The following is a 26130-nucleotide window of genomic DNA, read 5'->3' as shown; positions in this document are numbered from 1 at the left end:
CTTACAAGCTAGGCGCCCAGGAGCACGTTGATCTGATCCCGGATCTCGTCGCCAACCTGGGCGTCCGTGTGTCCGATGTTGGCTGATGACGTCATGCTGATGAACATGATTGACGACACGATCCGGGCCAGTTTCTCCTGATCACGGGCAAGCAACTGCTCATCCCGGGAAAAAATCTCGGCAATGGCGGCTTCAGTACGGATGGTGAGCGACAACGCCTCTGCATGGTGGGGCTCTGAAGGATCGCCGAAGACGATTTCCCTCAGGTAAGTGCGGCCGTTCTCGATCTGAACGCGGTTGCACTCAATGATGGGGCGAATGATGGCCATCACGGCGTCGAGCACCGATTTTTCCGTCGAGGCGGCATCGATGCCCGCGTCGAGGGCTTGAGCGTATTTCACGTTGTGAACCAGGAGAAGTAGCTCCGCCTTGGTCTTGGCGTACAAGAACAAGGTTCCCGATCCGACGTCGGCCTTCTCAGCCACCTGCTGGGTGGTGACCTCGTCTACTCCGTACTGGGTGAAAAGTTCTCGCGCGGCCGCGGTGATGCGGTCAAGCTTTTCCTGCTTATTCCGCTCACGTCGGCCAAGCGTCTGGGGCGCAGGCTGCATTCAGCTACCGTATCAGCGGCCCAGGAATTCGAGGGCTACAGGGACGAACTTGTCATGGAACTGGAAGATGCCACCGTGCCCTGAGTCAGGATAGATAACCAGCTCGCTACCCGGAATCCTCCGGTGCATGTCGCTCGAAAGAACCGAGGGCACCATGCGGTCGTTGTCACCGTTAGCGATCAGCGTCGGCTGGGTGATGACACCCAGATCGGCCGACGGCGACAGTCCCCACCTGCGGATGGCCTTCAGTTGCGTCTGGAACGCCTGGAGCTTGATGGGCGTCTCGCGATTAGTGGTGCGCTCTTTCAGCCGCTGAATGAACGCCCTCGCCGCAGATTTGCCGGCGGCATTGCGGTTGAAGAACAGGAACTCCTTAGGATCCTGCCGGGTCAAGGTACCCCGGAGCACGTCGTAGTACGTGGTGCCGATGATTTTCTGGATGCCTTCTCCACCGGCAGGCCCCGTACCGGCGAGCACAAGTTTGCGGACCAGAGTGGGGTGCTTGACCACCAGCGACTGGGCGATCATGCCGCCGAGTGAAAAGCCGAAGAGATCCACCTTCTGATACCCGAGGGCCTTGATGAAGCTCACAGCATCATCGGCCATGCTTTCGATACTGTCGGGAACACTTCCCGTGGACGCGCCCACACCATGGTTGCTGAACGTGATCACGTGATGTTTCTCCGCGATGGGATCGATGATGCGCGGATCCCAGTTGTCCATGGTCCCCGCAAGGTGAATGAGGAAAACCACCGGGACACCGCCCTTGGGCCCCAATTCGCGGTACGCGTAGCTGACGCCGTTAGCCGTCACTGTTTTCGCGGGCACTTGGAAGTAACTGCTCTGGTGTTGCTGTTCACTGCTCATGGTTTTGGTTCCTATCGCTTCGAATGGTTTTGGCTAGAGATGACTGACCACGGTCTTGCCTCGGACACCGCCCTTTTCAAGTGCTGCCAGGACCTCGGAGGTCTGATCGAACGGAACTACTCGTCCCACTACCGGCTTGATGTCTCCGGCGTCGATGAGTCCCGCAATCTCCCTCAGCTGCTTGCCGCTGGCCTGCATGAAGAGGAACTCATAGGTGACACCGAGGCGCTTGGCTTTGCGTCGCACACCCGAACTGAACAGTGTCATGACACCCCGCAACAGCGCATTCGCACCCAACTGGCGAGCGAAGGCGGCGTCCGGCGGCCCGGCGATTCCGATTACTTTTCCGCCGGGCTTCAGGACTGTCAGCGAGCGCTCGAGGTTCTCGCCGCCGAGGCTGTCCAGGACGAGGTCGTAGTCGTGAAGGCTCTCCGCGAAGTCCTCGGTCCGGTAGTCGATCACCACATCCGCGCCGAGATCCCGGGCAAAGTCCTTGTTTCCGGCGCTGACCGTGGTAGCGACCGTGGCGCCGAGGTACTTGGCGAGCTGGATAGCGATGGAGCCAACTCCCCCGGCGCCCGCGTGGATGAGCACCTTCTGGCCCGGGCGTACCGAGCCCCGCTCAACCAACGCCTGCCAGGCGGTCAACGCGACCAGAGGAAGTGAGCCGGCCTCGTCCATGCTGATGGTTGCCGGTTTGATGGCCAGGTCTTCCTCGGCTACGGCGATGCGCTCAGCGAACGTCCCGATGCCGTCATTTCCGGGGCGGGCGAATACTTCGTCGCCGGGCTTGAAGGACCGAACCTTCGCCCCGACCTGCAGGACCACGCCTGCGACATCGTGACCAAGAACCTGCGGCAGCTTGTAAGGGAGGATCTGCTTGAACTCTCCCAGTCTGATCTTCTCGTCCAGCTGGTTCAGGCCGGCAGCTTTCACGTCCACCAGCACGTCGCGGTCTCCGAGCTCAGGCTCAGGCACATCGATCTGCTGTAGCGGTTTCTTGTACTGCGTGAGGACGAAGGCCTTCACTGAATCTCTCCCATGGTCGATTAATGACTATACTCAATTATGAGTTTACTCAGTAATTTTATCAAGGGGTCAGTTTCGACAGCATCTTGATGAGGAATAGTAAGCATGCTTAGCTTAAGAACATCCCGGCTCCCACCTCCAGCGGGAGCCGGGTCCGCCTCTTCGAAATGGAGCTCCACCATGGCAACCTGCGATACATGTGGCAACGATTACGACAAGACGTTCACCATCACTCAAGGCGAGCGAACCGGCACCTACGACAGCTTTGAATGCGCCATCCACGCAATGGCCCCCAACTGCGGACACTGCGGCTGTCGCATTCTGGGTCACGGCGTGGAAAACGAACGCGGCATGTTCTGCTGCGAGCACTGCGCGCAGCACACCGGCGCATAGGGACCGGCGCATGAGCTACACGTGCGAGTAAGCTACACCGGCGAGTAAGCTCGGGGCATTATGCCGCGGGCTTCCGCCACATTACGGCAAGCACCAGCACCACAGCACTGAGGCCAAGCATCACCAGCACCATGATCCCCCAGTTCGCCTGATTCACACCCGGGCTATAGAGCACGCCGATCAACACAGTGGCGGTGATGGCTCCGAGGTAGCGGCACGTCTGGAAGATCCCGGCGGCCACTCCCCTCTCTTCGGGGCGGGCAGAAACGTAGAGGCCCTGGTTGGAGGCGGTGCTCACCACGCCATACGGTACGCCCATCAATGCGGTCAGCACGAACACCAGCGGCGCCCACAGGGTCATGGTGAGGAACCCGAGCGTGCCGGCCGAAATGGTCAGGATCAACACCCCGGTGATCATTACGGAACGCACGCCGAACCGCTCAATGAACCGCACGGTCAGTGGCGTCACCACAACCGACAACGCCGCAAGGGGCAGCATCAGCAGGCCCACCACACCGGCGTCGTAATTCCCTGCCTCCTGCAGCAACTGCGGAAGCCCGAAGAACGCAAAGTAGTAGACCCCGCTGAAGACGACGAACAGCAGGTACACCAATAGCAACGGACGGTTCCGGCCCAGCAAGCGCAGGTCCAGGAACGGCGGTTTGAAACGCAGCTCGCGCCAAGCGAACAGCGCGCCGATCACCGTGGCGGCGCCCAGCAGGTACCAGCGGTAGCCGGGCATGACGTTGAGCAGCGCCATCATGGCAAGCATCAGTGAGGTGACGAACGCGAGGATGCCGGGGATGTCGGAATCGCGGATCAGTTGCCCGAGCTTGCCGGTCTCGCGCCCGGAATCCACCGGCGCCGCCTTGTACACCGCGATCATCGCCAACAAAGCGATGGGCACATTGATCGCGAACAGCGCCTGCCACCCCACCAGGCTAACCAGGAGACCACCCACCACGGGGCCCACAGCCGCGGCCGATGTGTTCGCCATCTGAATCTGGCCCAACGGCCGCGTGGACGGCAGGTTGGTCAGCCGGCTCAACTCGGTGACCATCACGACGGCGGACGGGTACGCCGTCGCGGTCCCCACAGCCATGAGCGCGCGGGCCACACAGACCAAGGCGAAGTTGGGCAGGAACGGTGCGATGGCGCACGTGACCGCCACCAACGCCATGCCGAACATGAACAGGCGGCGCGGACCGAAACGGTCGGCGAGCCGGCCCATGAGCGGCTGGCCCGCGGCGGACGCGAGGTAGAACGAAGTGATCACCCAAGTGACGGTGGCGACGTCGAGCTCGAAATGTTCCCGCAGAACCACCAGCGCCACAGCGATCATGGACGAGTTCAACGGGTTCAGCGCCGTCCCGAGACTCAGGGCGGCGATCGCAAGGCCGGGGCGGGGTTTTTTGGCGGTCACCCGTATAAGTCTGCTCCATGGTTGCTTCGGGTCACGAGACAGGTTCGGTGGGCGGACTTACTCCTCGAAGTGCGTGGTGATCTTCCCCGACGAAACCGCCGAGATGATCGACTTCGCCAAATGCCGCAGCTTGATGTTGCGGTTGCTGGACGCGGTGCGGAGGATGGTGAAGGCCTCGTCCTGGCTGCAATGGTTCTGCGCCATGATTGCCCCTACGGCAAGGTCGATCACCGTGCGCGACTGCATGGCCGCTGCGAGATCGTTCCGGGCGTCACTGAGCTGTGCAATCTTCAGGGCGAGCCGCAACGACTTCGAGGCGTGGGACGCGAAAACTTCAGCCCGCTCAGTGTCGTTACCGCTGAAGGCATCCGGCTGCTCCGAGTAAAGGTTCAACGCAGCACGGGTATCGCCTTCCACCAAGAGTGGGACGCTGAGGATGGACCGCAGGCCTGACTGTGAGGCAGCCTGTACATACTCCGGCCAGCGGTGCTCCCGAAGAAGATCCGGCACCATTACAGCGGTGAGCTTGTCCATGGCCGTGAGGCAAGGGCCATCAAAGTCGTTTTGGAGCTCATCCATCGCTCTGGCGCGGTCGTCGCTGCTGGCTGCGGTAGCCGACTTTTTGCGACGCAATACAGTGATGCCACAAAAGACGGGTGCTTCCGGGTGCGAGAGGCTTTCGGCGGAGAAAGCCGCGAGATCGCCGAGAAAAGCCTCGACATCTTCGCTGCCCAGGACTAGATCCAAAAAGTATCCATTCTGGAGAGCTTCCTGCTCAGGGCGGGGGTTGACCATGCACGTTCCTACTGACTGAAATGCGTCCCCAGCAGACAGCAAAGGAGCGAATATTGCCGCCCTCTGCAAAACGGTCTGGCAATACCTTATCGTCCAACGATCACCGGTACAAAGTGCGGCCCGAGTGCGCTTGACCTGCGGATACATGAGTGGCGAAGTGGCGTTTGTCAACCTAGGGAAGGGTTTCGTATGCTCGCGGAAGTAAGTAGGCTTACTAATGCAATCCGAGATCCGGATTCGGACCATTCGTGCAAAGGAGTCGTTCTGATGGGCGTAGAAGACAGCATCCGCAAGGCCACCGAAAACGCGATGGAAGATCTGGCAGGCACCTCCGACCCCGTCGACGACGGGCATGTCCCCGAGCCAGGCGACAAAGACGACGACGTCCAAGTCCACTCCTCCATCAGCGAAGGCTCCAACGCCATGGATGAGGACCTCTCTCCGGATAACACTCAGCGGAGCCACACCGCGACAGGTGACGCGCCGCACCGCAACGCCGGCGCGCATGAAACCGGGGCGCGGGACGCCGACGTGCGTGACGCCGACGGCGGAACTCACCAGGACGGCGAAACGGACGCTGACGTTTCTGCCGGCTCAGGCGACGTGTCAGGCTCGGCCGGTCTGCCCAGCGGCGACCCTGATGACCTACGCGCCGACCCTTCAGAAGGTGGCGGCGACCCGTCGACAAGCATGGGCCGCGGCTAATAGGAGGCTCGGGTCAAGAGGAGGCGGGCCGTCACCACCCACTTTGGATTCCTCGGGGCTCTAATTCAGCCGATTATGGTTGTTTTAGGGCCCTGCCGATTTCAAAGAAGGTGGTGGAGGCACAGCCCTCCTGCTACTAGGCTTCGAGGATGCTCCCCCGCCCGACAGCCCGCCTCCGGTTTCGCGAGATGACGCACGCTGACCTCGGCGAGATGAGCTCGATGCTCGGCGATCCCGCAGTGATGATGTACTACCCGGCGCCCAAAACTAGGGACGAAGCAGCGGCTTGGATCGAGTGGAACCAGGCGAATTACGCTCGCTACGGTTTTGGGTTGTGGATTGTGGAAACGCACGACGGCGGGTTCGTCGGCGACTGCGGGCTGACGTGGCAACAAGTCAACGGGCGGTCCGAACTCGAAGTCGGCTACCACGTTCGCAAGGATCTTCAGGGACGGGGTTATGCAACGGAGGCGGCCTTGGCGTGCCTGGAACTCGCGCGGGATGTTCTCAAAGTTGGTCGCTTGGTGGCGATTATCCACCCGGACAACGTAGCCTCTCGTCGCGTGGCCGAGCGGCTGGGAATGCGGCAGCTCGAGGACGATCTAGGCAGGGCGTTGGTGCTGACGGTGATGGGTGTCGAGTTTGGTTAGGGTTCAAAGAGGGGCCGGAAGCAACACCAGAGCCTCAAGCGAACCGGACGTCCGTGTCGGGGTCTTTGCGGGTGTCCAGCATGCTGATGATCTTGCTCTCGAGCGCGGCGACCGTTGCCTCCGGCAGGACGATCAGGCCATCGAGTTCTTTGCGGGCACGTTTGTACGCCGTTTGACGTTCGGCTGGGGTGGCTGCGGTGTCTTCTGCAATGCGGAGCAGCTTCCTTGCCGTAGCCAATCGCTGCCGTTCCGGGCCACTGAAGTTGCCGTCCTTGATGCGCCGGGCTTCCCGTTCGGCAACGTCGAAAGCGAGTTCGAAGCTATGGACAGCTGCCCGGTACTCAGCCAACCGCGCCGGCGTCGAAATGTCTTCGGGTGCAGCGGGGCGTAAGCCGTCGGCTTCCTTTTTGGCTCGTAGGAACGCGACCGTAAGGGGTTCGCGGACGTCCGTCATGAGCGGGAAATCGATGAGGTTGCCTACGTCGAGCTCGTACTCCAGCCACCGATGGTTCACCGAATCATGTGCGGCCATCAACGAGACCACCTCGGCTTGATTGGCTTCCTCATGGACCGCCAGTTGGTTCCGTAATTTCAGCAACTCAACTTTGCGCCGGTGTCGCTCCTCGCTGGCCTTGGACCACGACCTTGCCCAGCCACCAGCCATCCCGCCGATAGGGAAAATGAGCCACCAATAGCTGCCAAGGAAGTCGAAGAGGGGTTCCACTGCTCCAGTCTCCCACCAGCTTTGACCGAGCCTCAACAGGACCCGGCAAGTCGGCCTACTTGGTGATGTTGAGGGGCTTCGTGGGAAGGACGCAGGATGCCCTCTCGAGTGGGAACTCGCCCTGGCTTACCCTGTTGTTCTTGCCTGTGTCGTCACACCAATCGACGCCTTGGGGCATGGCATTCACAGCCATGACGCCTGGGGCGGAGTTCAAAGGGACTTCCGCCGTGAAGGTGAACCCGCCGGCGTCGGCCATGGGTGCTGTCGTGTTGAGTACTTCCACCCCAGCCGCATCAATGAGCACAATACTGATCCGAGCGTCGTCACCGTATCGGGGATCGCACTTGGCCTCCGCTGCAGAAACAGTGACTGAATCACCCGGTTTCACCGAGGAAGGACTGACGGTATGTTCCGGCGGCAAGCAAGGCGGTGCCCCGCCCACCGAGGCACCGCAACCAGCGGAAGCCAAAGTCGCCAACATCGCGGCTGATAGCAGCAGGGCGGCGCGTGGAAGCCGGCGCCGGGTCAGGCGTGCAGAGGAACTCATGCACCCATTGTTGCCGTGCCGGACGATCGGGGTTCCTGATTCCCACGAATGACCACCGGATCGTTGTGGAAGCACCTCAGCGGGCCTGCGCCGCAATGGCAGGCGGGAACCGCCGTCGTACCTTCCCGCTACGATTCCCGTATGGACCAGCGACTGCATTTCCTCACGTTCGCCACAAAGGACCTCGACGCCGCGCGCGCCTTCTACAAGGACGGGCTCGGCTGGGATCCGGCCATGGATGTTCCCGGCGAGATCCTTTTCTTTCAGGTTGCGCCGGGAATGATGCTCGGCCTGTTTGACGCCGAGAAATTTGATCAGGACCTCGGTGGCACTGCTCCTACATCAGGAGTCAGCGGTGTGACGCTTTCACACAACGTCGACAGCCCGGCGGAGGTGTCCAGCACCATCGACGCCTTGGTGGCCGCCGGGGCGACTGTAGTGAAACCGGCCCACTCCGGCGCTTTCGGTGGCATCTTCCATGGTCATGTGAAAGACCCGAACGGTATTGTCTGGGAAATCGCACACAACCCCGGTTGGGGCATCAACGACGACGGCACGGTGGTTTTCGGATGAGTGCCACGCCGCCGACCATGGCTGAAGATGCCATCCAGCTCGATGACCGGACGCAGTTCGATGCCTTCCTGGACGAGCATCGCAGAACCCTCAACGAGTGCTTGGATGGACTCACGGAGGAACAAGCACGCCGCTCCCTGGTGCCTTCCCGCACAACACTTCTGGGATTGGTGAAGCACGTGACCTTTGTGGAAAAGGTGTGGTTCGACGAAGCCATCACCTCCCGGCCACGGAGCGAGATTGGCATCCCTGCCACGCCTGACGAGTCGTTCATTCTGGACGACCAAGACACTGTTGCCACCATTCAGGCGGCGCATCGAGAGGCATGCGAAGCTTCCCGACGTGCGGCCGCTCCCCTTGGACTCGATGACCTGGTTCTAGGCAACCGACGCGGTCCTCTACCCCTCAGATGGGTCTACCTGCACATGCTCCGCGAGCTCGCACAACACTGCGGTCATGCCGATATCCTGCGTGAGCAGATCACCCAGTAACGGCTCGCGGAGCAATCGGGCAGATATTGGCAAGGCGGGCACGTTCGCCCCGCGCCGATGCGCTGCTGCGTCAGCGGTCCCCGAGATCCACCACCACACACCCCAAAGAACATAGAGGCCCTCGCAGAAAATCCATTGACACGTGACCAATTGGTCACCTATTCTGGGCCCATGGACGTAGTGTTCAAGGCCTTGGCAGACCCGACCCGCAGGGAACTGCTGGATGAGCTGTTCCGCGAGGATGGTCAATCTGCCACCGCCTTGGGGGCCCGGTTCGAGATGACCCGTTTCGGCATCGCCAAGCACCTCAAGTTGTTGGAGGATGCAGGATTGGTGGTTACCCGCCGTCGGGGGCGCGAAAAGCTGCATTTCCTGAATCCTGTTCCCATCCGCCTCATCCACGATCGCTGGGTGAGTAAATACGCAGAACCATGGGCCGCTGCCCTCAGCGACCTCAAATCCAGATTGGAAAGTCCCATGGAAAAGATCTTCGAAATTTACATCAAGACCACCCCGGAGCGGCTCTGGGAAGCCATAACCAACAGCGAGATCCGCAGCAAATACCAGTTCGGAAACACCTTCACGTCGGATTGGACTCCGGGCAGCCGCTTCGAGATGCACAACGTCAAGGCGGACGCGCCCCTCGGTGAGGGCGAGAACATCGAGGTGGATCCTCCACGCCGCCTCGTCCAAACCATGCGCGCTCTCTGGGGCGAAGATGTGAAGGCCGAGGGAACGTCGCGGGTCACTTGGGAAATTGAGCCCGTCGGCGATTCCTGCCACCTCACCGTCACACACGATCAGCTCCGCGAAGGTGCGAACGACCAACTGTACGGCGGCTGGCCCATGATCCTCTCGGGCCTCAAGACCTGGCTGGAAACCGGTGAAACCCTCACCACGCCCGGCTCGCTCATGTACGCGTAGCCACTAGAGGACTACGGCTTAAAAGAGGACGACGACGGCGGACCGCTTGGGTCGCCGTCGTCGTCGATACCTCAGTCTTCCGCCAGTCAGGCGACCGGTGCCACCGCTTGTGCCTCAGTAAGCCAGGCCGCCTGCATGGTACCCAGCAGGTGTGGCGCGAAGTCCTCGCCGATTTCCAGCACCACCCGGCAACGTGCGCCGCGCTGCGCCGGGAATCCCGCGTACTGGCCACGGAGATCGCAGACCGTCTGGCCGCGACTGGGCCCTTCGGTGGTGTCCACTTGGACCCGGACGGTCGGCGCGAGCGTGACTTCCACTCCCCTGACGGCGATGGCCGCGGCGAGGGGATCGTGCATCGCAGAACAAGCCCGACCGAAAATGTCGATGTAGAAGCCGAAGTAGTAGCCAAGCATTTCGCCCAGTGCCTGCGACACCGGGTGCTCGGTGGCGAGCAGTTCCTGGCGGTGGTTTTCCTCCAGGACGTTGGTCATGGTGACATCCAACGGCACCAGCGCCACGTTCCAGCCGGCGGCCAGGACTTCCGCGGCGGCCTCGGGATCGTTGGCGATGTTGGCCTCGGCAACTGGCGTGATGTTTCCCGGGGCCAGCGCTGCGCCGCCCATGATGGTGACCTCGGCGATCAGCTGGGGCAGTTTCGGTTCCAGGCGCAGGGCTTCGGCGATGTTGGTCAACGGGCCAATGGCCACAAGGCGAAGCTCCCCCGCATATTTGTGTGCCAATTGAACCAGCAGCTCCGCGGCCGTGGCCTTGACGGGCTCACGGTCCGACGGCACCAGATCTACCCCGCCGATGCCGTTATCACCGTGGACGTGCGGAGCGCCGCCGTGAAAAGTGCCAACCTGCGGATCGTGGGCGCCGATAGCCACGGGAATGTCCGGATGGCCTGCCAAGTTCAGCAGGTCCAGGGTATTCCGTGCCCCGCCTGCCGCACTGACGTTGCCGCTCACGGTGCCAATGCCCACGAGGTTGGCCCGCGGGGAGGCGAGGAGGTAAGCCAGGGCGAGGGCGTCGTCGATGCCTGTATCGCAGTCGAGGAAGAAGGGTGCGGGCTGGGTCATGGTGGTCTCTCGTTTCAGGTGAAGCGGACTACTTGTTTTGCGGAGTGGGCTGAAGCTGGGGCGAGTTTGCGCGCGCAGCCGCGTGCCGGCGTCGCGCGTTAGATCTTTTCGCCTTTGGGGGCCGCGATGAACAGGCTGACGATGAAGGCAAGCGCCGTGATGGACACCGAAATCCAGAGGGCCGCCGAGTATCCGGCTGCGGTGCCCTGGCCTGCGAACGGTGCAACGACCACGACGCCGAGGCTCGCCCCGATGCCGAAGGACGCACCGTTGATACCCGGCAGCGCAGCCGGTGCTTCCTTGGGCGAGAGCAGCACGGACAGGCCGTTGATGGCGGTAAGGAAGAAGCCGTTGTAGAAGATGCCCAAAGCGGCGATGGCGATGAGGACTGCTACCTGGTTGTGCGCGAAAAGCGCCGCGACGATTGCGCAGGCGAGGCTGGTTGCAGTGCCAACGCGGACAGTCTTGATCCAGCCGCGACGGTCGGCAATCCAGCCAGCGAGGGGAGCGGCGAACACACCAATGAGTGCTGCGGGCGTGAGGAACAGCAGGGCTGCGACCGAAGCGGACAGTCCGAAGCCGTTTTCCTTGTCCTGGCTCAGCAACACCACAGTGAAGTTGATGATGGCGAAGATTCCCGCGAGGGTCAGCACGGTGGTGGCGATCACGGGCCATACCTGCCGTGAACGGAGGTGGTGAACGGCCACAAGAGGGGTTTCGCGCTTCTTCTCGATAAGCCAGAAGGCCGTGAAGGACGCGATGCTGCCGGCAAGCAGGCCGAGGGCCGCAGGTGAAGTCCAGCCCGCCGACGAGCCCGTGGACACGAAGTAGGTGATGAACACCAGGAACACGGACAGCGAGCCCGCGCCCCACCAGTCCATCCGGCCTGGAGCAACGGCTGACTTGCCGCCCGGGACCACTTTGATGACACACACGACGGCGATTGCGGCCAGTACCAGGACGGCGACAAAGATCGACTGGAAGCCAAGGGTCTCAGCCATAAGCCCGCCGAAGTAGCCATCCACGCCGCCAACCCCTCCGTTGATGGCAGCGATGATGCCGATGGATGTTCCGAAGAGTCTGGCAGGCAGGTATTCGTTCAGGACGATGTAGGAGAGCGCAAAGATGGCGCTTGAAACACCTTGCATGAAGCGTCCGGTGACCAGCAGCGGCAGGGTGGGAGCGAAAATGCACAGCACGGTTCCCGCACCCATGATGGCCAGCACCAGGAGCAATGCATTACGGCGTCCGATGAAATCGCTCCAGCGGCCGATCACGGGTCCGGCGATGGCGCAGGCAAGGAAGAACATCGACTGGACTTGGGCCACTGCTTCGGGCGTTTCACCGAAGAAGGAGCCGATGTGTGGCAGTGCCGGGGTGATCATGCTGGCGTTGAGCTGGAAGGCCAGCACGGCCAGGACCAGCGTGGTGATCAGCAGTGCTGCGGCTTTGCCGTGGAAGCGACCGGCATCAGCGGGTGAGGCGGCGGCAGTGCTGTCCACTGAAGCTGGGGCCTGCGGGTCTACCGTCTGCTGGCCTGTGGCGGTGGGGATGTTCACATCAAACTCCTTTGTCCGAGGGCGCGGGCGGCGCCACGAGATGTGAGTTGTTATACAAGCATGTATTACGAGCTTGTGCAACCTATCACAGTCATCCGGTACAGTATCCGTAACCCATCTCAAGTGAGGCACCCTTGACCGACAACGCCGTCCAGTTCCTGTCACGACCCATCGCCGCCCAGCCCGGGCAGCCTTTGCGCGTAGCGGCCTACTCCCGCATCGCCGAAGCGATCCGGACCAAAATCCTGCCGCCAGGTTCCCTGCTCCCCACGGAAACCGAGCTGGGCAGCATGATGGACGTCAGTCGCACCGTGATCCGGGAAGCGCTGATGTTGCTGGAAGAAGACGGCCTCACCCGGGCACGACGCGGAGTTGGCCGGTTTGTTGCCGATTCACTCCCCCGCATCGGGATTGAACACATTCGACCGTTCGATCAGCTTCTTGGCGGGACCGACCAAGACATCCAGGTCAAACGGGTAGCCGCAATCAAGCAACCGGCATCGGAATTCGTGGCACCAGGCATCGGCGTCCAGCCTGACGAGGACGTATGGTTCTGGGAAAGCGTGCTGATCCGGAACGGTGAGCCCCTGGCGCATCTCCAAGAGAACGTTGCCCAAGGAATCCCCGAAGCCGAGGCCCTGGCCGAAGCTGCAGAAGCTCCCACGCTTTCCGCATCAACGCTCCTGGAGGTCCTCAGCGGGCTCCCCGGCGCGCCCCTTGGCCCCGGCGAATGCCAGATCAGCCTGAGCACCGCCGGCCCCAGCCGCGCGAAGTTGCTGGGCCTCCGCCCCTCCGATCCCGTGCTGGTCCTCACCCAATACGTCCGCCGGAATGGTTCTCCGTTCTATCTCGCCAAATGCCTGGTGGCCGCCAAAGCCGGGCACCTCTCCGTCATCCAGTCCTCCTGAAATCTCCCCTCCGCCAATATCCCGAAAGGGTTCTTCCATGAGCACGTCCCTGCAGTCCCCTGCGCCCAAATTGGCCCCCACGCTCACGGTAGTGGGCAGCATTAACCTCGACATCACGGCGACAGCCAACCGCCTCCCCTCGCCCGGTGAAACCGTTGGCGGAGGCGTTCTTCGCCAACAACCCGGAGGGAAGGGCGCCAACCAGGCTGTTGCTGCGGCCCGGCTGGCCGGACACTCCCGCATGGTGGGGGCCATAGGCCAGGACGACGCCGGCGCCAGCCTTCTCAGCGCGATGGCGGCCGCCGGCGTCGACGTCCAGGACGTTTCCCGCGCGGACTCCGCCACAGGAACTGCCCTGGTACTGGTAGACGGTGCGGGCGAGAACCAGATTGTGGTGTGCCCCGGCGCCAACGCTTCGGTGAGCCTTGAGGGTGTTACGTTCGCTGACGATGAGGCCGTCCTGTGCCAGCTCGAAGTGGACCAGGAAGTTGTGCTGGAAGCCGCACGCCGAGCCAAGGGTTTCTTTGTCCTGAACGCCGCCCCTGCAGCACCGATCATTCCCGAGCTCTTGAAGCGCTGCGACCTGGTGATCGTGAACGAGACGGAGTACCAACTGATCCCGGCCCTCCGCGATGCTCCCTTGGTGGCAGTAACCTACGGCGGAGACGGTTCGGCGATCTTCGTCGACGGCGAAAGGGTGGCCGAAGCTCCGGCAGTGCGAGTCACAGATATCGCCAACACCATCGGCGCCGGGGATGCTTTCTGTGCCGCGCTGGTCTTGGCGCTCCAGTCCGGGCTTGAGTACGCGCATGCGCTCGCTGTAGCCAACGCCGTTGGTGCCGACGCTGTCAGGGATAGCTCCTCGCAGCCTGCGCTGAAGCCACTGGAGCACTACATTGAGGCGACGCGCCCTGCTATCAATCAGGCCTGAGGCAGCGGAAGGTCTGCCCCTAAAAGAGCGTGCTACGATTGCTACGGAGGCTGATCATGACAACTATTCCGCACCGGGAACTGCGTAATCAGAGCAGCAAGATTCTGGAACGCGTCAAAAATGGGGAAGTCATCGACGTCACCAACAACGGCGAGGTGGCGGCAACCCTCATCCCACCGTCGGCTTCGCCCTTTGAGCGTCTACTCCAAGCAGGTAGCGTCCGGCCGGCAAGTGAGACACCTGTGGACTTCACAATCTTGCCTAGGATCAGCAGCAACATGACGACAGCCGAAATCCTGGCCGATCTGCGCGGCGACAGGTGATCGTTTGCGTTGACACTTCTGCGGTCATGAAGTTGGTGGTTAACGAACAGGAGTCAGCCGCCGCTGCTGCCTATTTGGTGGAGATGGCAGCCTCAGGAGCGCATCTCGTGGCCTCCATGCTGCTCTACACGGAACTGCACTGTGCGGCTCGTCGGAGGGACATGCCGTTCGACGTCGTCAATGCAGTTTTGGCCGGAATCAATTTGGTTGACGTAACCCGTTCAGACCTCATGTACGCAGCGGCACTCCCGCGACAGTTGCGGAGCGCGGATGCTATTCATCTGGCAACAGCCATTCGACTGCAGACCGACAGGCTGGTCGCGTACGACCAAGAGCTCCTCCTCGCCGCTACCGAATCAGGACTCATCACGGCATCGCCCGGGTCCTAGCAACGTCTAGCCCACAATGCGGAAGTCGTCGAACTCCCCGGAGGCTTCGGAAACTTCGAAGTCAACGTTCTCTACGCGCCCAGGTACCCGAGTGGAGTGGAGCCACTTCACGAGTTGCTCAATATCGGATACAGATCCTTCAGCGACCAACAACACCGAGCCGTCGTGGTCATTCCGCACCGTTCCCTTCAACAGCAGCTCATCAGCTTTACGGGCAGTCCAATAACGGAACCCGACCCCTTGGACCACTCCGGTGATGCGGGCTGTTAGGCGAACGGTTTCGTCAGTCATGGAACCACCTTAACGAGACCTGCCCTCGTTCGTCCCACTCACCGTCGAAGGCGATCTGGGTCGAACAAGGGCAGTGTCCAGTAGCAACAGCTACCCGATCACAATGTCCCGGGTCGCGTGGCTGTACGTGATGGTGACAGAGCCGCCGTCGTGGTTCAACTCATGGTTCGCACCATCCCGGGCGCCGAACGCACCGTAGTTCTCATCCCACGAACGGTTCAGCGCGATCTTGTAGGTGTAAAAGCCGGCGGGCAATTCAGCCGTCAGCGTCCACACCTGGACGAGCGGGTTGAACTCCATCTGGGCTTCGTCGTACTGCGGCGCCCAATCCTCGGGCGCTCCAAGGATCTTGTTGAAGTCCCCGGCGATCGCCACGGCGTCAGGCTGCGGAATGGTCTCGACGGCGGAGGCTGCTGCTGCTTTCGCCGGCGCCTTGCGGGTGGACTTCTTCGCGGCGGGGGCAGCGGGGCCAGCTTTGGCCGCGGAAGCCTTGGCTGTTGCAGCTTTGGCTTTCGGCGCCGAGACCTTGGCGGCAGCGACCTTCGGCTCAGCTACATCAGCGGCTGCGACTTTGGGCTCGGTGGCCTTCTTCGCAGCGGTCCGCTTGGTTGCGGCTGTCTTCTTGGCTTGGGGCTTCACAGGCGGGGCCGTCGGAACGGCGACGTCGGCCGGTACCGGCGTTCCGGCGTCGAGCGCTGCTCCAAATGCTGCCGCGTCCGGGAAAGCGACCGTCGCACGCAGGCCGTCCTCCGGAATGGTCCAACCCGAGCGGCCCTTGACCAGCCAGCCAGCCTTGACCAGCTTTGCCGAGGCCGACGTCAGGGTCTTGTGGCCGCGAGGGATGCCGCCACTGAGAAGTTCAGCCTCGTGGTCATTGAAAGGCACTCGGACGATCGCTTCGGCCAGCACCTCGCCGGCGTTCAACGTTGCCCCGGACCATACACTCTCAGCGAGGATGTCCAGTACGGCCTTCAGACGAAGGTTGGTGTTCTCGGCGGTGTTCGCGCCCATGCTTCTCCTTCAACGGTGGATACTCCCTCAAAGTTTGCCAATGAATTGTTAATTCCCGCGACTGCAGAAGGTAAACACCGTGTGTCGTGACTGAGTGTGACATCACAGACGCCACAAGTGATCTACGGGTCTCGGCTGCCGTGCTTTTAGGCGGGTGTTACGGATGCCTTGACCCACTCCGTGACCTCGTCCAACAGCACCGCTTTGCGGGCGTCACTGGCGAAGGAGGACCGGATGGAGTTGGCAGCCAGGGTGGCCTGCTCCGGAACCGAGAACTCCAGGACCTTGGCCAGTTGCTCGAAGTTGTCGTCCACGTAGCCACCAAAGTAAGCGGGGTCGTCCGAATTCACGCAAACGTTCAGGCCAATCGCCAACATCTCCGGCAAGGGGTGGTCAGCCAGCTTATCCACCGCGCGGAGCCGGACATTGGACAGCGGACAGACAGTCAGGGGAACCTGTTCAGCGACGAGCCGCTGCACTACATCCGTGTCTTCCATGCAGCGGATGCCGTGGTCGATCCGCTCCACGTGAAGTACATCCAGCGCCTCGGTGATGTAGGAAGCCGGTCCTTCCTCGCCCGCGTGCGCGATCCTCCGTAAGCCGGCCTCGCCGGCACGCTGGTACAGGCGCTCAAATTTCGACGGCGGATTGCCCACCTCAGCGGAGTCCAACCCGATGCCGGCGATCGGAGCATGCATTGCCAGGAGCTGGTCCAGGACCTCAAGCGCCGAATCTTCGGACATGTCCCGCAGGAACGCGGCGATGAGGAGCGTGGAGACGCCGAAGTCTTCCTCAGAGGTGGCCAGGGCGTTGGCTACACCGTTGACGCAGGTTTCCAGGGCCACGCCTCGGGAGGTGTGGGCCTGGGGGTCCATCATGATTTCCGCGTGGCGCACTCGCCCGGCAGCGGCCCGCTTCAGGTAGGCGCGCGTCATGTCGGTGAAATCCTGCTCGGTCTGCAGGACGGCCATATTGGAGTAGTAGAGGTCCAGGAAAGACTGCAGGTCCGTGAACTCGTACTTTTCCCGGAGTTCCCCGATGTCTTCGTACGGCAGTTCGATGCCGTTTCGTTCGGCCAAAGCAAAGATCAGCTCTGGCTGGAGAGTCCCTTCGATGTGCAGGTGCAGTTCGGCAACCGGAGGCGCCGTGGTCGTAGTTTTCTCGCCAAAAGTTTCCACCTGACAACTCTAGGCCCCAACACCGGGACGTGTCCCGGAGCACTCAACTTGGTTCTCACGCCCGGCACCCTCAAACTGAAAGGATGCAGACTTTCCTCCCCTTCGCCGATTTCCGTGAGAGTGCCGCGGCGCTCGACACTTCAAGGCTCGGCAAACAGCGCGTCGAAGCCCTCCAGGTTCTCCGCGCGTTGGTGATCCCGGAGTACGGTTGGCAGTCCCACCCCGCCGTGCGCATGTGGATGGGCCACGTCCCCGCGCTCACCATGTACGGCCTGGCCATGGCCGATGAGTGGATTGCGCGCGGCCACCCGGACAACACCCGCACCAACATCACGGAGTTCGCCCCGCAGGCGGCACACCCGGATTACGCCTCCAGGATCATCATGCCGCCGTGGCTCGGACACGAGGACCTGCACCTCAGCCACCGCTCCAAGCTGATTTCCAAGGATCCCAAGCACTACTCCCAGATCTTCCCCGGCACCGAGGAAAAGCTCGAGTACGTGTGGCCGGAACCCAAGCACGAGTTCCACCCGGAGGACCCGGAAGAGGATCGCCTGTTGATCCTGCGCGCCAACGTGGAGGACCTCCGTCCGGAGCAACTCACCACGGTTGCCATGCCGCCGCACGGCAAGGCCCGCGCCGCCGCCCCGTCAGACCCGGACGAGTACCAATTCGTGTACGCCGAGGAAAAGTCCCGCCGCCAGGTTAAGGGCCCCAAGAAGCGGCCCGTCAAACAGCTTGAGAAGAAGCCCACACGAAAGCGTCAGGCCCAGGAACAAGCGTTCAACACCCTGCCCGGCAAGACCGAGCTGGCCGTGCCCTTTGAAGGCGGCCAAATCTTCGCTGTTGGCCTGATCCAGGGCCGACCCATCACCGTTGACGGCCGGTTTGCGCGCAACTTCGAGGTCACCAACGTGATCAAGCGCACCGACTTCGATTACCCCGCGCTCCTTCAGGATCCCCGGGTCTTCTTCCCGGTCCCGGCGCCGGCGCTGTAGCGGCACCTTTCAGCAACGCCTCGACGGCGGCAGCCAGGTTCTTCTGAACGGAACCCGGCTGCCGCCGTCGTTGTTTGCTGCATGCGGCGATTGCTCTGTGAGACGGTGGAGGCACGCACCCAGTGAGGGAGGGCCATGGTTGAGCTGGAAATTGCGGGCCGCTGGCCGTGGCAGAAGGAAAGAGACTCATGACGCAACCGTGGACTCCAGACATTCTTGGCGAAGGTTTCGAGCAACAAACGCTAAATCTCGACGGCGGTGCTGTAGCCACCTTGGTGCGGTACCTCGGCGTCGACCCGGAGTGGCTCGCGGTCTCCGGCGCATCTCCGGACGACACTGGAATCGACGCCGATGTCCTGTATGTCCATGGCTGGTCCGATTACTTCTTCCAAAAGCATGTAGCCGAGTTCTGGCATCGGGCCGGCGCTCGCTTCTACGCCCTGGACCTGCATAACTATGGGCGCAGCCTAAGCCCGGGAATGGTGCCGGGCCTTGTCACGAACCTCGCGGACTACGACGCCGACATCGAAGCAGCGCTGTCAGCCATGGGCCGCTCTGGCACACTTGGGCGGGACCGGCCGCTCATCCTGTTGGGCCACTCCACCGGTGGGCTCACTCTCAGCCTGTGGGCCGCCCGCCATCCCGGCATCGCATCGGCCGTGATTCTCAACAGCCCTTGGCTGGAATTCCAGGCGACCGAACTCGGAAGGCGGGCGATCGCACCCTTGGTGGGGCTCCACGCCCGTCTTCATCCCTTGACGCCGCTGCCGCCAGTAGATCCGGGCATCTACACCCGAGCCGTATCAGCCACCCTTGACGGCGAATGGGACTACAACCTCGAGTGGCGGCCTGACCGCGGATTCCCTATCACTCCGGCCTTCCTCGACGCCGTGTTCCGTGGCCAGGCGACCGTCGCTGCCGGTTTGGGCATCGAAGTTCCCGTCCTCGTGCTGCTCTCGGACAAGAGCTATCTTCAACCCAAGTGGTCCGCAGACGCGCTCACCGCTGACGTGGCACTCAACGTCGACGCCGTGGCCCACCGTGCGTTGTCCCTGGCGGACACCGTCACGGTGAGCCGGCTGCCGAACGCGTTCCACGACATCTTCCTCTCGCCGGAACCCGTCAGGCGCCAGGCGTTCGAACGCATCGGACGATGGTTACCCATGGCTTTGCAACCGTCGAATGCGGAGGCATGGGTAGCCAGGACCGCAGGTTTGTAGGCCGCACCTGGTCCTGGCTTGGAGCTACTTACCCAGCCCAGCCCTGCGCAGCGCCTCAGCCATGGCTGTGTTTGCGGGAGCGGCCGGAGCCTGCTGAGGCTTGCCTTGGCGCGCGCCGCCCTGACGGCGATCTCCCTGCCCCTGCCGTTGGGAACCCTGGCCCGGCTGGCCGGAACGCTGCCCTGGCTGGCCGCCGCGCTGACCACCACCACGTTCGCCGGCGCCCTGCCCGCCTGAAGCACGTCCACCCGAGGTGCGCCCACCAGCAGTGCCGGGTTCGTCGTCGAGCCTCAAGGTCAACGAGATGCGCTTGCGCTCGGGATCGGCCTCCAGCACTTTGACCCGTACCACCTGGCCGGACTTCACGATCTCCCGTGGATCCGAGACGAATTTGTTGGACAGTGCCGAGACGTGGACCAACCCGTCCTGGTGCACGCCGACGTCAACGAAGGCGCCGAAAGCCGCCACGTTGGTGACAGTGCCTTCCAGGATCATGCCGGGCTTGAGGTCGGAGATCTTCTCGATGCCTTCAGAGAAGGACGCCGCTTGGAACGCGGGACGGGGGTCGCGGCCGGGCTTCTCCAGTTCAGACATGATGTCCTTGACGGTGGGGAGACCGAACGTGCCATCGACGAATGCCTGCGGATCCAGCGCCGTGGCAGGACCGCCACCGGCTGCTACGAGGATCTTCCGAGCCACGGAATATGCCTCCGGGTGCACACTGGAGGCATCCAATGGCTCCGCTCCTCCGGTGATCCGGAGGAACCCCGCGCATTGCTCAAACGCCTTGGCACCCAGCCGGGGCACCTTCTTGAGGTCGCTGCGCTTGGCGAACGGCCCATTCTCGTTCCGGTAGGCCACAATGTTCTCGCTCAGCAGCGGCCCGACGCCGGCCACGCGGCTAAGCAAGGCGGGCGATGCTGTGTTCACGTCCACGCCCACGGCGTTCACGCAGTCTTCCACCACCGCATCCAGCGAGCGGTCGAGCTTGGCGGCGGTGACATCGTGCTGGTACTGCCCCACGCCGATGGACTTGGGTTCGATCTTGACCAACTCAGCCAAGGGGTCCTGAAGCCGGCGGGCGATGGAAACAGCACCCCGAAGCGAGACGTCCATGCCCGGGAGTTCGGAAGCCGCGAGGGCGGAGGCTGAGTACACCGAAGCCCCGGCCTCGGACACCACCAATTTTTGGATTCCCTTGGAACCTGTAGCTTCGAGGGATTTGATGAGTTCCGTGGCCAGCTTGTCCGTTTCGCGGGAAGCCGTACCGTTGCCGATCGCCACCAGCTCCACGTTGTACTGCTTGGCGAGCCGTCCGAGCGTGGCCAACGCCTCGTCCCACTTTTTCGCGGGCGCGTGCGGATAGATGGTGTCCGTGGTGACAACCTTGCCGGTACCGTCCACGACGGCCACTTTCACACCGGTCCGGAGTCCGGGATCGAGGCCAAGCGTGGCCCGGTTGCCGGCAGGCGCGGCAAGCAACACATCGCGCAGATTGGCGGCGAACACGCGAACCGCTTCATCTTCTGCGTCGGCGAACATGCGTCCGCGAAGGTCCGTGGTCAGCCGGTCCAGGATGCGTCCCCGCCAGGCCAGCTGAGCGGTTTGCATCAGCCAGCCATCCGCGGGCCGCCCTTGATTGGCGACCCCAAGGCACTTGGCCACAGCGTTCTCGTAGCGGCCGCGGGCGGCGGCAAGGGCGTCGTCGTCAGCTGGATCTGCTTCGGCGAGATCCAGCTCAAGGACACCGTCCTTCTCGCCACGCAACAGGGCAAGAACACGGTGCGACGGCATACCGGACGGCACCTGAGTGAAGTCAAAGTAGTCCTTGAATTTCTGGCCATCAGCTTCCATGCCTTTCTTGACGCGCGACACCATGCGCCCCTGCTTCCAGAGGCGTTCACGGAGGTCCTCCGCGAGGTCAGCATCCTGCCCGACGCGCTCCACCAGGATCGCGCGGGCTCCCGCGAGCGCTGTGGCGGCGTCGTCGATGGAGTGCTCGGCGTTCAAGTACTTTGCGGCTTCGGTAGCGGGGTCCAATTGAGGGTTGGCCAGCAGGAGGTCGGCCAGTGGTTCCAGCCCGGCTTCGCGCGCGATCTGGGCCTTGGTGCGGCGCTTGGATTTGAACGGGAGGTAAATGTCTTCCAGCCGCGCCTTGGTATCGGCCCCGACGACGGCGGCTTCCAGTTCCGGGGTCAGCTTGCCTTGGGCGGCGATCGCTTCCAGGACGGACTTTCGTCGTTCTTCCAGCTCACGCAGGTATCTGAGGCGTTCCTCGAGGTCGCGGAGTTGGGTGTCATCGAGCGTCCCGGTGACTTCCTTACGGTAGCGGGCGATGAAGGGGACGGTGGATCCGGCGTCGAGCAGTTCCACCGCGGCTTTGACTTGCCAGGTCTTAACACCGAGCTCTTGGGCGATCAGGGCGTGGATGGCGGAGTCAGCTGACTGGTGTTGGAGATTTGAAGTCACCATGACAGTTTGCCTCACCTGGCCGACAGTTTCCGAAGGCAGGTATCGCTAGGACCTATCCAGTGGGGGCAGTTAGTGCTGTAGTTGGACCATGCAGGAACTGCTCATCATCCTCCAGGACGGGTTTGTTTCCGATGACGTAACCGTTACCGTCAACGGCAAGGAGGCCGTGTCCGAGCGGGATGTGTCCACCAAGATGTTGTTGGGGATGGCCGATGAACTAACAGTGGAGCTGCCGGCGAAGGGCGCCACTGTGGGTGTGGAGGTCAGCAGCCGAAAACTTAGCGCCACGAAGAAACTCGCGGGGAAACCCAAGAGCCTGCTCGTCTCGATTGAAGACGGTGAACTCGTATTGCGTGAAGGAACGGGCCGCGAGGCGTTCCTCTAAAGGGATGCCTCGCGGCGGCTGGGTTGGGTTATCAGTTCGGCCACTCAGTGAGACATGCGCTCCTTGGCGGAGATGTGCTCCACCATTTCACCCAAGCGCTGTTCCGCGTAATGGTTGCGGGCAATATCGCCCTGGCTGATGATGCCCACCAACTTGTGATCGCTGATGACGGGTAAGCGCCGCACTTGGTGCTCTTCCATCATGGTGACGGCCTCGTCAACGTTGGCATCGGCATCCACCCAGTACGGCTTGCCGGTGGCGAGTTCGCTGGCGCGCACTTCGCGGGCGTCCTTGCCTTCGGCCAAACACTTGACCAGAATGTCGCGGTCGGTGATGAAGCCGGTGAGCTTGCCGTCGTGGCCGCAGATGGGCAGTGAACCGCAGTCCATATCCCTCATCAGCCTGGCGGCTTCCTGAAGAGTCTTGTCCTCTTCGATGCACTGAGCGTTGGTTGTCATGAATTCACGTACGGCACTCATGGGTCCTCCTTCATCGATTGGGGTTATCGACGCGGGGCCTCTCGGCACCGACGCCGATGATGCCAGCCTACGCTTGGCATGTATTCCTGACCAGATGATTTCGGTCGCGGTGAGGAGGAAAATTACGCGACCCCCTAGATATAATCCATTCGCTGGAGTATCCTCAACTTGGGTTTATACACGGCTTCTGGGCATTGGCCACTTTGACTCATCTGAGTTTCCCCACGCGCACCCCGCCCCGCCCTGAACCGTCATGTCGCACACCCGCAGCAGCGCCTGTGCGGACGAATATTGGCTGCTTGCAGAGCGAGAAAGATCCCCCCCATGGACTCCCCCAACGTCCCCAATTCCCAGTTCACCCCTGTGCCTGACGGCCCCACCCCCATGCCCGTCCCGCCGTTTCCTCCGGATCCTTCACCGTTTCCGGAACCGCTGCCCTTCCCGCAACCATTTCCCATTCCCCGGCCACCGGACGATTGGTGGAAGTGCTGGCGTTCCTCGCCCATCAGCGGACGTTATGAAGGGACGCAGGCCGGGCCGGCCCTGATTGGGAGTTCGCTGGATCTCCGCTTGGATATTGATCCGCGCCGAAACGTGGAATCTCCAGTCCTGAACAAGGTCAGCGGCGACTTCTACAGCACGCGTTTCATACGGATCGGCGGGCGCTTCCAACTGGTGAAAACGTATGTCGAGTCGTGGATCGTGGACAACCCCACCGTGTCCGTCACCCGCTGCAACGCCCGCATTTCCGGAACCGTCCGGTACTGGAAAGGAGCCCATCCGGCCACCACAGTGGACATCCTGGTGTCGTGGTTCCAGGGGGCCATTACCGGCGCCGTGGTTACTTTCACGGCCGGCGGTGTTGCTGGCAGGCCATACTCCTGTGCTTATCGCTCGGATTCCTTCCGGGACATAAACCTGGAATTGGACTACTGCTCCTCTGTGGACGTTGAACCGAAGATTCCGGTCTATAACAGCCACGCGCACAACAACCGTCCGGCCGATCTTTCCAACAGGACCATCACCATCGAGTCGTCGTACCGGGACGCCGGGATCGCCGTCACGGTTGATTCGGCCCATACAGTCATCGACGACAGTGCCCCCGATTTCGCTTCCTGGAGCGTCGGCGAACTCCATGACGCCATGGAAACCTCGTTCGGCAAGTTCAACTCAGGCTGGCCTGCTTGGAATATGTGGGGCATCCAAGCCGGCATTTTCGACAGCGCCGGGGTGGGTGGCATCATGTTCGACGCCGCTGCAGGCTTTGGCGGCGCTGGTCGAGGCCCCGATCGCCAGGGTTTTGCGGTATTCCGGAACCACTCCTGGTTCACCGACCTTGTCGCCAACCCGACCACACAGGACCAGGCCTGGGCCATGCGCCATTTCCTCTACACCTGGGTCCACGAAGCCGGGCACGCTTTCAACTTCCTGCATGCGTGGGACAAGGCCAGGCCGGACTCGTTGTCCTGGATGAACTACGACTGGAAATACGATCAGCGCAACGGCACAGACACTTTCTGGGGTAACTTCCGTTTCCGGTTCGACGACGACGAACTGCTCCACATGCGTCACGGCGATCGTGCAGCTGTGATCATGGGCGGCGATCCGTGGGCATCCGGTGGCCACCTGGAATCCCCTGCGGGCGCCATGACCGTGACCGGTCCAGGCAGCGACGTTGAACTGACGTTGTCGGCAAAGAGCCATTTCGACTACATGGAGCCGGTCTTCGTGGAGTTCCGGTTGCGCAACACCAGCGACGCACCGGTGCTGGTGGATGGCAGGTTGGACCCTCGCTACGGCAACACCACGGTCTACGTCCAGAAGCCGAACGGGACCATTGTGCTGCATGAATCAGTGGTGTGCTATTACGGCATCCCCGAAATGATAGAGCTTGGCCCCGCTCCGGATGGCGAAAGCGATGGCGGTGACCGCTACAGCCAATTGGTCCAACTCGCCTATGGTGTGGAGGGTTTCGCTTTCGACGAACCCGGCCAGTATTTGCTCCGTGCTGTCTACTCCACAGACGGCATCGTCCAAGCATCCAACACGCTGCCCCTTCGCGTTGGTTTTCCCGTCACCCGTGAAGAGGACCGTTTTGCGCCGGAGTTTTTCACCAGGGAAGTCGGACTGACCCTGGCGTTTGAAGGGTCCATGTCACCCTATCTGGCGAACGGATTGGATGCTCTCACAGAGGCGGCCGAGCGCTTCAATGGTGAGCCGTTGGGCGTCAAGGCGGCAACCGCCGTCGCGAAATCCGTGGGACATGACTTCTACCGGCGCAAGGACGAAAAGATGGTCAAATACCATACCGCCGATCCGCAGCGCGCTCTTGAGCTGACAGACGCGGGACTTGCCAGCTACCAGCAGGCAGGCGGCGCGGCAAGCAACCTTGCCTACCGGGGCTTGGTGGAGTTGCGGACGGAATTGCATGCGAAGGCGGACGATTCTGCGGCCGCGAAAACTGAGGTGGAGACCCTGGTCAAGGATCTGGGCACCCGCGGGGCCAACGCTGCTGTGGTAGCGCAGGTCAAGGAAATGATCCCGTCAACTCCGGCGGCCCGTTCCCGCCGGTCGGCTCCGAGGAAGCCTGCCAAAAAGCCGTCGGATGGCTAGGTGGTAAATGGCTCCCCAGCAGCCGGCGACGGCGGCACCCCGCCCTTGGTGCCGCCGTCGTTCCCTCATCTGTTGCGGTTTCTGCTGAGGTGGTTATTCCGCGATGTCCTCTGCCCAGAGTTCCGGGTGCTCCTCTTGGAACGCGCGCATCATATCCACGCACCGGGAGTCGTCCAGCACCACGACCTCCACGCCTCGTGAACGCAGGAGGTCGAATTCACCGGGGAACGTTTCGGCCTCGCCTACCACCACCCGGGGGATTTTGAACTGGATGATGGTTCCCGTGCACATCGCGCAAGGCGCCAAGGTGGTGTAGAGCGTGGTGTCGCGGTAGCTCTTCTGGCGCCCGGCGGCCCTCAGGGCGGACATCTCGCCGTGCGCGATCGGGTCGCCGTGCTGGACCCGTTCGTTGTGCCCGCTGGCAATGACTTTCCCACCACGGGCCAAGGCGGCTCCGATGGGGATGCCGCCCTCGCTGAGGCTCTTTTGCGCGGCTTGGTAGGCGGCTTCGAATGCGGGATCCGGGGTGGGGGCTGATTCAGTCATGCGTGCAGTCTAAAGT

Annotated in this window: 29 protein-coding genes; 14 read left to right on the top strand and 15 right to left on the bottom strand. The window is 62.3% G+C overall.

The features are described 5' to 3' along the window. Window positions 1-8 precede the first annotated feature (8 nt). The 3 genes from RIF72_RS05190 to RIF72_RS05180 are packed head-to-tail and all read right to left on the bottom strand — an operon-like array spanning window position 9 to window position 2507. The gene (locus tag RIF72_RS05190; RefSeq protein ID WP_309073782.1) at window positions 9-611 is read right to left on the bottom strand and encodes a helix-turn-helix domain-containing protein; all 603 of its coding nucleotides are present in this window, start codon (window positions 609-611) and stop codon (window positions 9-11) included. Window positions 612-623: 12 nt separating this feature from the next. Next, window positions 624-1478, bottom strand: a complete 855-nt coding sequence (locus RIF72_RS05185) for an alpha/beta hydrolase (RefSeq protein WP_309073781.1) — start codon at window positions 1476-1478, stop codon at window positions 624-626. Between the two features lie 33 nt (window positions 1479-1511). Further along, a complete protein-coding gene (locus tag RIF72_RS05180) occupies window positions 1512-2507 on the bottom strand; it encodes an NADP-dependent oxidoreductase (RefSeq protein WP_309073780.1) in 996 nt (331 codons plus the stop codon). Between the two features lie 180 nt (window positions 2508-2687). Between RIF72_RS05180 and RIF72_RS05175 the strand changes: the two genes are divergently transcribed. Then, the gene (locus RIF72_RS05175) at window positions 2688-2900 is read left to right on the top strand and encodes a hypothetical protein (RefSeq protein WP_309073779.1); all 213 of its coding nucleotides are present in this window, start codon (window positions 2688-2690) and stop codon (window positions 2898-2900) included. Window positions 2901-2958: 58 nt separating this feature from the next. Here RIF72_RS05175 and RIF72_RS05170 read toward each other — a convergent pair whose 3' ends face one another. Both RIF72_RS05170 and RIF72_RS05165 read right to left on the bottom strand, forming a co-directional pair. Next, window positions 2959-4323 (bottom strand): MFS transporter, encoded by a 1365-nt coding sequence (locus RIF72_RS05170; protein ID WP_309073778.1) that lies wholly within the window; start codon window positions 4321-4323, stop codon window positions 2959-2961. A gap of 57 nt (window positions 4324-4380) precedes the next feature. After that, window positions 4381-5118, bottom strand: coding sequence for a GAF and ANTAR domain-containing protein (locus RIF72_RS05165; protein ID WP_309073777.1), 738 nt, complete (start codon window positions 5116-5118; stop codon window positions 4381-4383). A gap of 267 nt (window positions 5119-5385) precedes the next feature. Here RIF72_RS05165 and RIF72_RS05160 point away from each other — a divergent pair, with 267 nt between their 5' ends. Both RIF72_RS05160 and RIF72_RS05155 read left to right on the top strand, forming a co-directional pair. Next, on the top strand, window positions 5386-5823 hold the full coding sequence (locus tag RIF72_RS05160) for a hypothetical protein (protein ID WP_309073776.1): 438 nt from the start codon (window positions 5386-5388) through the stop codon (window positions 5821-5823). A 149-nt stretch (window positions 5824-5972) separates the two neighbouring features. Continuing rightward, on the top strand, window positions 5973-6473 hold the full coding sequence (locus tag RIF72_RS05155; protein ID WP_309073775.1) for a GNAT family N-acetyltransferase: 501 nt from the start codon (window positions 5973-5975) through the stop codon (window positions 6471-6473). Between the two features lie 34 nt (window positions 6474-6507). Here the strand turns inward: RIF72_RS05155 and RIF72_RS05150 are convergent, their stop codons facing one another. Continuing rightward, entirely contained in the window at window positions 6508-7197 is a 690-nt protein-coding gene (locus RIF72_RS05150) for a hypothetical protein (RefSeq protein WP_309073774.1), read from the bottom strand. A 55-nt stretch (window positions 7198-7252) separates the two neighbouring features. Continuing rightward, complete coding sequence (locus tag RIF72_RS05145) at window positions 7253-7744, bottom strand: hypothetical protein (protein ID WP_309073773.1); 492 nt, start codon at window positions 7742-7744, stop codon at window positions 7253-7255. Between the two features lie 48 nt (window positions 7745-7792). Between RIF72_RS05145 and RIF72_RS05140 the strand changes: the two genes are divergently transcribed. The 3 genes from RIF72_RS05140 to RIF72_RS05130 all read left to right on the top strand — a co-directional run bounded on the left by RIF72_RS05140 (window position 7793) and on the right by RIF72_RS05130 (window position 9732). Further along, complete coding sequence (locus tag RIF72_RS05140; RefSeq protein ID WP_309073772.1) at window positions 7793-8317, top strand: VOC family protein; 525 nt, start codon at window positions 7793-7795, stop codon at window positions 8315-8317. Next, complete coding sequence (locus RIF72_RS05135; protein ID WP_309073771.1) at window positions 8314-8808, top strand: DinB family protein; 495 nt, start codon at window positions 8314-8316, stop codon at window positions 8806-8808. The genes RIF72_RS05140 and RIF72_RS05135 overlap by 4 nt, the downstream gene beginning before the upstream one ends. A 171-nt stretch (window positions 8809-8979) precedes the next feature. After that, a complete protein-coding gene (locus tag RIF72_RS05130) occupies window positions 8980-9732 on the top strand; it encodes a metalloregulator ArsR/SmtB family transcription factor (protein WP_309073770.1) in 753 nt (250 codons plus the stop codon). A gap of 86 nt (window positions 9733-9818) precedes the next feature. Here the strand turns inward: RIF72_RS05130 and RIF72_RS05125 are convergent, their stop codons facing one another. Next, window positions 9819-10811, bottom strand: a complete 993-nt coding sequence (locus tag RIF72_RS05125) for a nucleoside hydrolase (protein ID WP_309073769.1) — start codon at window positions 10809-10811, stop codon at window positions 9819-9821. Window positions 10812-10909: 98 nt separating this feature from the next. After that, on the bottom strand, window positions 10910-12370 hold the full coding sequence (locus RIF72_RS05120; protein WP_309073768.1) for an MFS transporter: 1461 nt from the start codon (window positions 12368-12370) through the stop codon (window positions 10910-10912). Between the two features lie 134 nt (window positions 12371-12504). Between RIF72_RS05120 and RIF72_RS05115 the strand changes: the two genes are divergently transcribed. The 4 genes from RIF72_RS05115 to RIF72_RS05100 are packed head-to-tail and all read left to right on the top strand — an operon-like array spanning window position 12505 to window position 14921. Further along, window positions 12505-13278, top strand: a complete 774-nt coding sequence (locus RIF72_RS05115; protein ID WP_309073767.1) for a GntR family transcriptional regulator — start codon at window positions 12505-12507, stop codon at window positions 13276-13278. Between the two features lie 37 nt (window positions 13279-13315). After that, complete coding sequence (locus RIF72_RS05110; RefSeq protein ID WP_309073766.1) at window positions 13316-14209, top strand: ribokinase; 894 nt, start codon at window positions 13316-13318, stop codon at window positions 14207-14209. Window positions 14210-14265: 56 nt separating this feature from the next. After that, window positions 14266-14532, top strand: a complete 267-nt coding sequence (locus tag RIF72_RS05105; protein ID WP_309073765.1) for a type II toxin-antitoxin system prevent-host-death family antitoxin — start codon at window positions 14266-14268, stop codon at window positions 14530-14532. After that, the gene (locus tag RIF72_RS05100; RefSeq protein ID WP_309073764.1) at window positions 14529-14921 is read left to right on the top strand and encodes a type II toxin-antitoxin system VapC family toxin; all 393 of its coding nucleotides are present in this window, start codon (window positions 14529-14531) and stop codon (window positions 14919-14921) included. Before RIF72_RS05105 ends, RIF72_RS05100 begins: the two co-directional genes overlap by 4 nt. A gap of 6 nt (window positions 14922-14927) precedes the next feature. Here the strand turns inward: RIF72_RS05100 and RIF72_RS05095 are convergent, their stop codons facing one another. From RIF72_RS05095 to RIF72_RS05085, 3 genes are all read right to left on the bottom strand, one after another. Continuing rightward, window positions 14928-15212, bottom strand: coding sequence for an acylphosphatase (locus RIF72_RS05095; RefSeq protein ID WP_309073763.1), 285 nt, complete (start codon window positions 15210-15212; stop codon window positions 14928-14930). Between the two features lie 90 nt (window positions 15213-15302). Next, window positions 15303-16223, bottom strand: a complete 921-nt coding sequence (locus tag RIF72_RS05090; RefSeq protein WP_309073762.1) for a glycosidase — start codon at window positions 16221-16223, stop codon at window positions 15303-15305. 146 nt (window positions 16224-16369) lie between these two features. After that, window positions 16370-17401, bottom strand: coding sequence for an adenosine deaminase (locus tag RIF72_RS05085; protein WP_309073761.1), 1032 nt, complete (start codon window positions 17399-17401; stop codon window positions 16370-16372). A gap of 83 nt (window positions 17402-17484) precedes the next feature. On the opposite strand from RIF72_RS05085, the gene RIF72_RS05080 reads away from it, so the two are divergent. Continuing rightward, a complete protein-coding gene (locus RIF72_RS05080; protein WP_309073760.1) occupies window positions 17485-18399 on the top strand; it encodes an MSMEG_6728 family protein in 915 nt (304 codons plus the stop codon). A 188-nt stretch (window positions 18400-18587) separates the two neighbouring features. Continuing rightward, window positions 18588-19619, top strand: coding sequence for an alpha/beta hydrolase (locus tag RIF72_RS05075; RefSeq protein WP_309073759.1), 1032 nt, complete (start codon window positions 18588-18590; stop codon window positions 19617-19619). Between the two features lie 24 nt (window positions 19620-19643). Here RIF72_RS05075 and RIF72_RS05070 read toward each other — a convergent pair whose 3' ends face one another. Next, the gene (locus RIF72_RS05070) at window positions 19644-22091 is read right to left on the bottom strand and encodes a Tex family protein (protein ID WP_309073758.1); all 2448 of its coding nucleotides are present in this window, start codon (window positions 22089-22091) and stop codon (window positions 19644-19646) included. A gap of 88 nt (window positions 22092-22179) precedes the next feature. On the opposite strand from RIF72_RS05070, the gene RIF72_RS05065 reads away from it, so the two are divergent. Continuing rightward, window positions 22180-22476, top strand: a complete 297-nt coding sequence (locus RIF72_RS05065; RefSeq protein ID WP_309073757.1) for a hypothetical protein — start codon at window positions 22180-22182, stop codon at window positions 22474-22476. Between the two features lie 44 nt (window positions 22477-22520). Here the strand turns inward: RIF72_RS05065 and RIF72_RS05060 are convergent, their stop codons facing one another. Then, entirely contained in the window at window positions 22521-22955 is a 435-nt protein-coding gene (locus RIF72_RS05060; protein ID WP_309073756.1) for a CBS domain-containing protein, read from the bottom strand. A gap of 324 nt (window positions 22956-23279) precedes the next feature. Here RIF72_RS05060 and RIF72_RS05055 point away from each other — a divergent pair, with 324 nt between their 5' ends. Beyond that, window positions 23280-25568, top strand: a complete 2289-nt coding sequence (locus RIF72_RS05055) for a hypothetical protein (RefSeq protein ID WP_309073755.1) — start codon at window positions 23280-23282, stop codon at window positions 25566-25568. A gap of 93 nt (window positions 25569-25661) precedes the next feature. Here the strand turns inward: RIF72_RS05055 and RIF72_RS05050 are convergent, their stop codons facing one another. Further along, window positions 25662-26114, bottom strand: a complete 453-nt coding sequence (locus tag RIF72_RS05050; RefSeq protein ID WP_309073754.1) for a nucleoside deaminase — start codon at window positions 26112-26114, stop codon at window positions 25662-25664. Window positions 26115-26130 lie beyond the last annotated feature (16 nt).

The organism is Paenarthrobacter sp., assembly GCF_031180005.1.
In the GTDB taxonomy this organism is placed as follows: Bacteria; Actinomycetota; Actinomycetes; order Actinomycetales; family Micrococcaceae; genus Arthrobacter.
This window is presented reverse-complemented; position numbering and strand designations above follow the sequence as displayed.

Bases quoted from the DNA above. Each gene is read 5' to 3' on its own strand.
- RIF72_RS05055 (WP_309073755.1), top strand. From the start codon at position 23,280: ATGGACTCCCCCAACGTCCCCAATTCCCAGTTCACCCCTGTGCCTGAC.
- RIF72_RS05075 (WP_309073759.1), top strand. From the start codon at position 18,588: ATGACGCAACCGTGGACTCCAGACATTCTTGGCGAAGGTTTCGAGCAA.
- RIF72_RS05130 (WP_309073770.1), top strand. From the start codon at position 8,980: ATGGACGTAGTGTTCAAGGCCTTGGCAGACCCGACCCGCAGGGAACTG.
- RIF72_RS05095 (WP_309073763.1), bottom strand. From the start codon at position 15,212: ATGACTGACGAAACCGTTCGCCTAACAGCCCGCATCACCGGAGTGGTC.
- RIF72_RS05080 (WP_309073760.1), top strand. From the start codon at position 17,485: ATGCAGACTTTCCTCCCCTTCGCCGATTTCCGTGAGAGTGCCGCGGCG.
- RIF72_RS05090 (WP_309073762.1), bottom strand. From the start codon at position 16,223: ATGGGCGCGAACACCGCCGAGAACACCAACCTTCGTCTGAAGGCCGTA.
- RIF72_RS05070 (WP_309073758.1), bottom strand. From the start codon at position 22,091: ATGGTGACTTCAAATCTCCAACACCAGTCAGCTGACTCCGCCATCCAC.
- RIF72_RS05110 (WP_309073766.1), top strand. From the start codon at position 13,316: ATGAGCACGTCCCTGCAGTCCCCTGCGCCCAAATTGGCCCCCACGCTC.
- RIF72_RS05050 (WP_309073754.1), bottom strand. From the start codon at position 26,114: ATGACTGAATCAGCCCCCACCCCGGATCCCGCATTCGAAGCCGCCTAC.
- RIF72_RS05145 (WP_309073773.1), bottom strand. From the start codon at position 7,744: ATGAGTTCCTCTGCACGCCTGACCCGGCGCCGGCTTCCACGCGCCGCC.
- RIF72_RS05190 (WP_309073782.1), bottom strand. From the start codon at position 611: ATGCAGCCTGCGCCCCAGACGCTTGGCCGACGTGAGCGGAATAAGCAG.
- RIF72_RS05065 (WP_309073757.1), top strand. From the start codon at position 22,180: ATGCAGGAACTGCTCATCATCCTCCAGGACGGGTTTGTTTCCGATGAC.
- RIF72_RS05175 (WP_309073779.1), top strand. From the start codon at position 2,688: ATGGCAACCTGCGATACATGTGGCAACGATTACGACAAGACGTTCACC.
- RIF72_RS05060 (WP_309073756.1), bottom strand. From the start codon at position 22,955: ATGAGTGCCGTACGTGAATTCATGACAACCAACGCTCAGTGCATCGAA.
- RIF72_RS05155 (WP_309073775.1), top strand. From the start codon at position 5,973: ATGCTCCCCCGCCCGACAGCCCGCCTCCGGTTTCGCGAGATGACGCAC.
- RIF72_RS05165 (WP_309073777.1), bottom strand. From the start codon at position 5,118: ATGGTCAACCCCCGCCCTGAGCAGGAAGCTCTCCAGAATGGATACTTT.
- RIF72_RS05125 (WP_309073769.1), bottom strand. From the start codon at position 10,811: ATGACCCAGCCCGCACCCTTCTTCCTCGACTGCGATACAGGCATCGAC.
- RIF72_RS05135 (WP_309073771.1), top strand. From the start codon at position 8,314: ATGAGTGCCACGCCGCCGACCATGGCTGAAGATGCCATCCAGCTCGAT.
- RIF72_RS05140 (WP_309073772.1), top strand. From the start codon at position 7,793: ATGACCACCGGATCGTTGTGGAAGCACCTCAGCGGGCCTGCGCCGCAA.
- RIF72_RS05105 (WP_309073765.1), top strand. From the start codon at position 14,266: ATGACAACTATTCCGCACCGGGAACTGCGTAATCAGAGCAGCAAGATT.
- RIF72_RS05185 (WP_309073781.1), bottom strand. From the start codon at position 1,478: ATGAGCAGTGAACAGCAACACCAGAGCAGTTACTTCCAAGTGCCCGCG.
- RIF72_RS05160 (WP_309073776.1), top strand. From the start codon at position 5,386: ATGGGCGTAGAAGACAGCATCCGCAAGGCCACCGAAAACGCGATGGAA.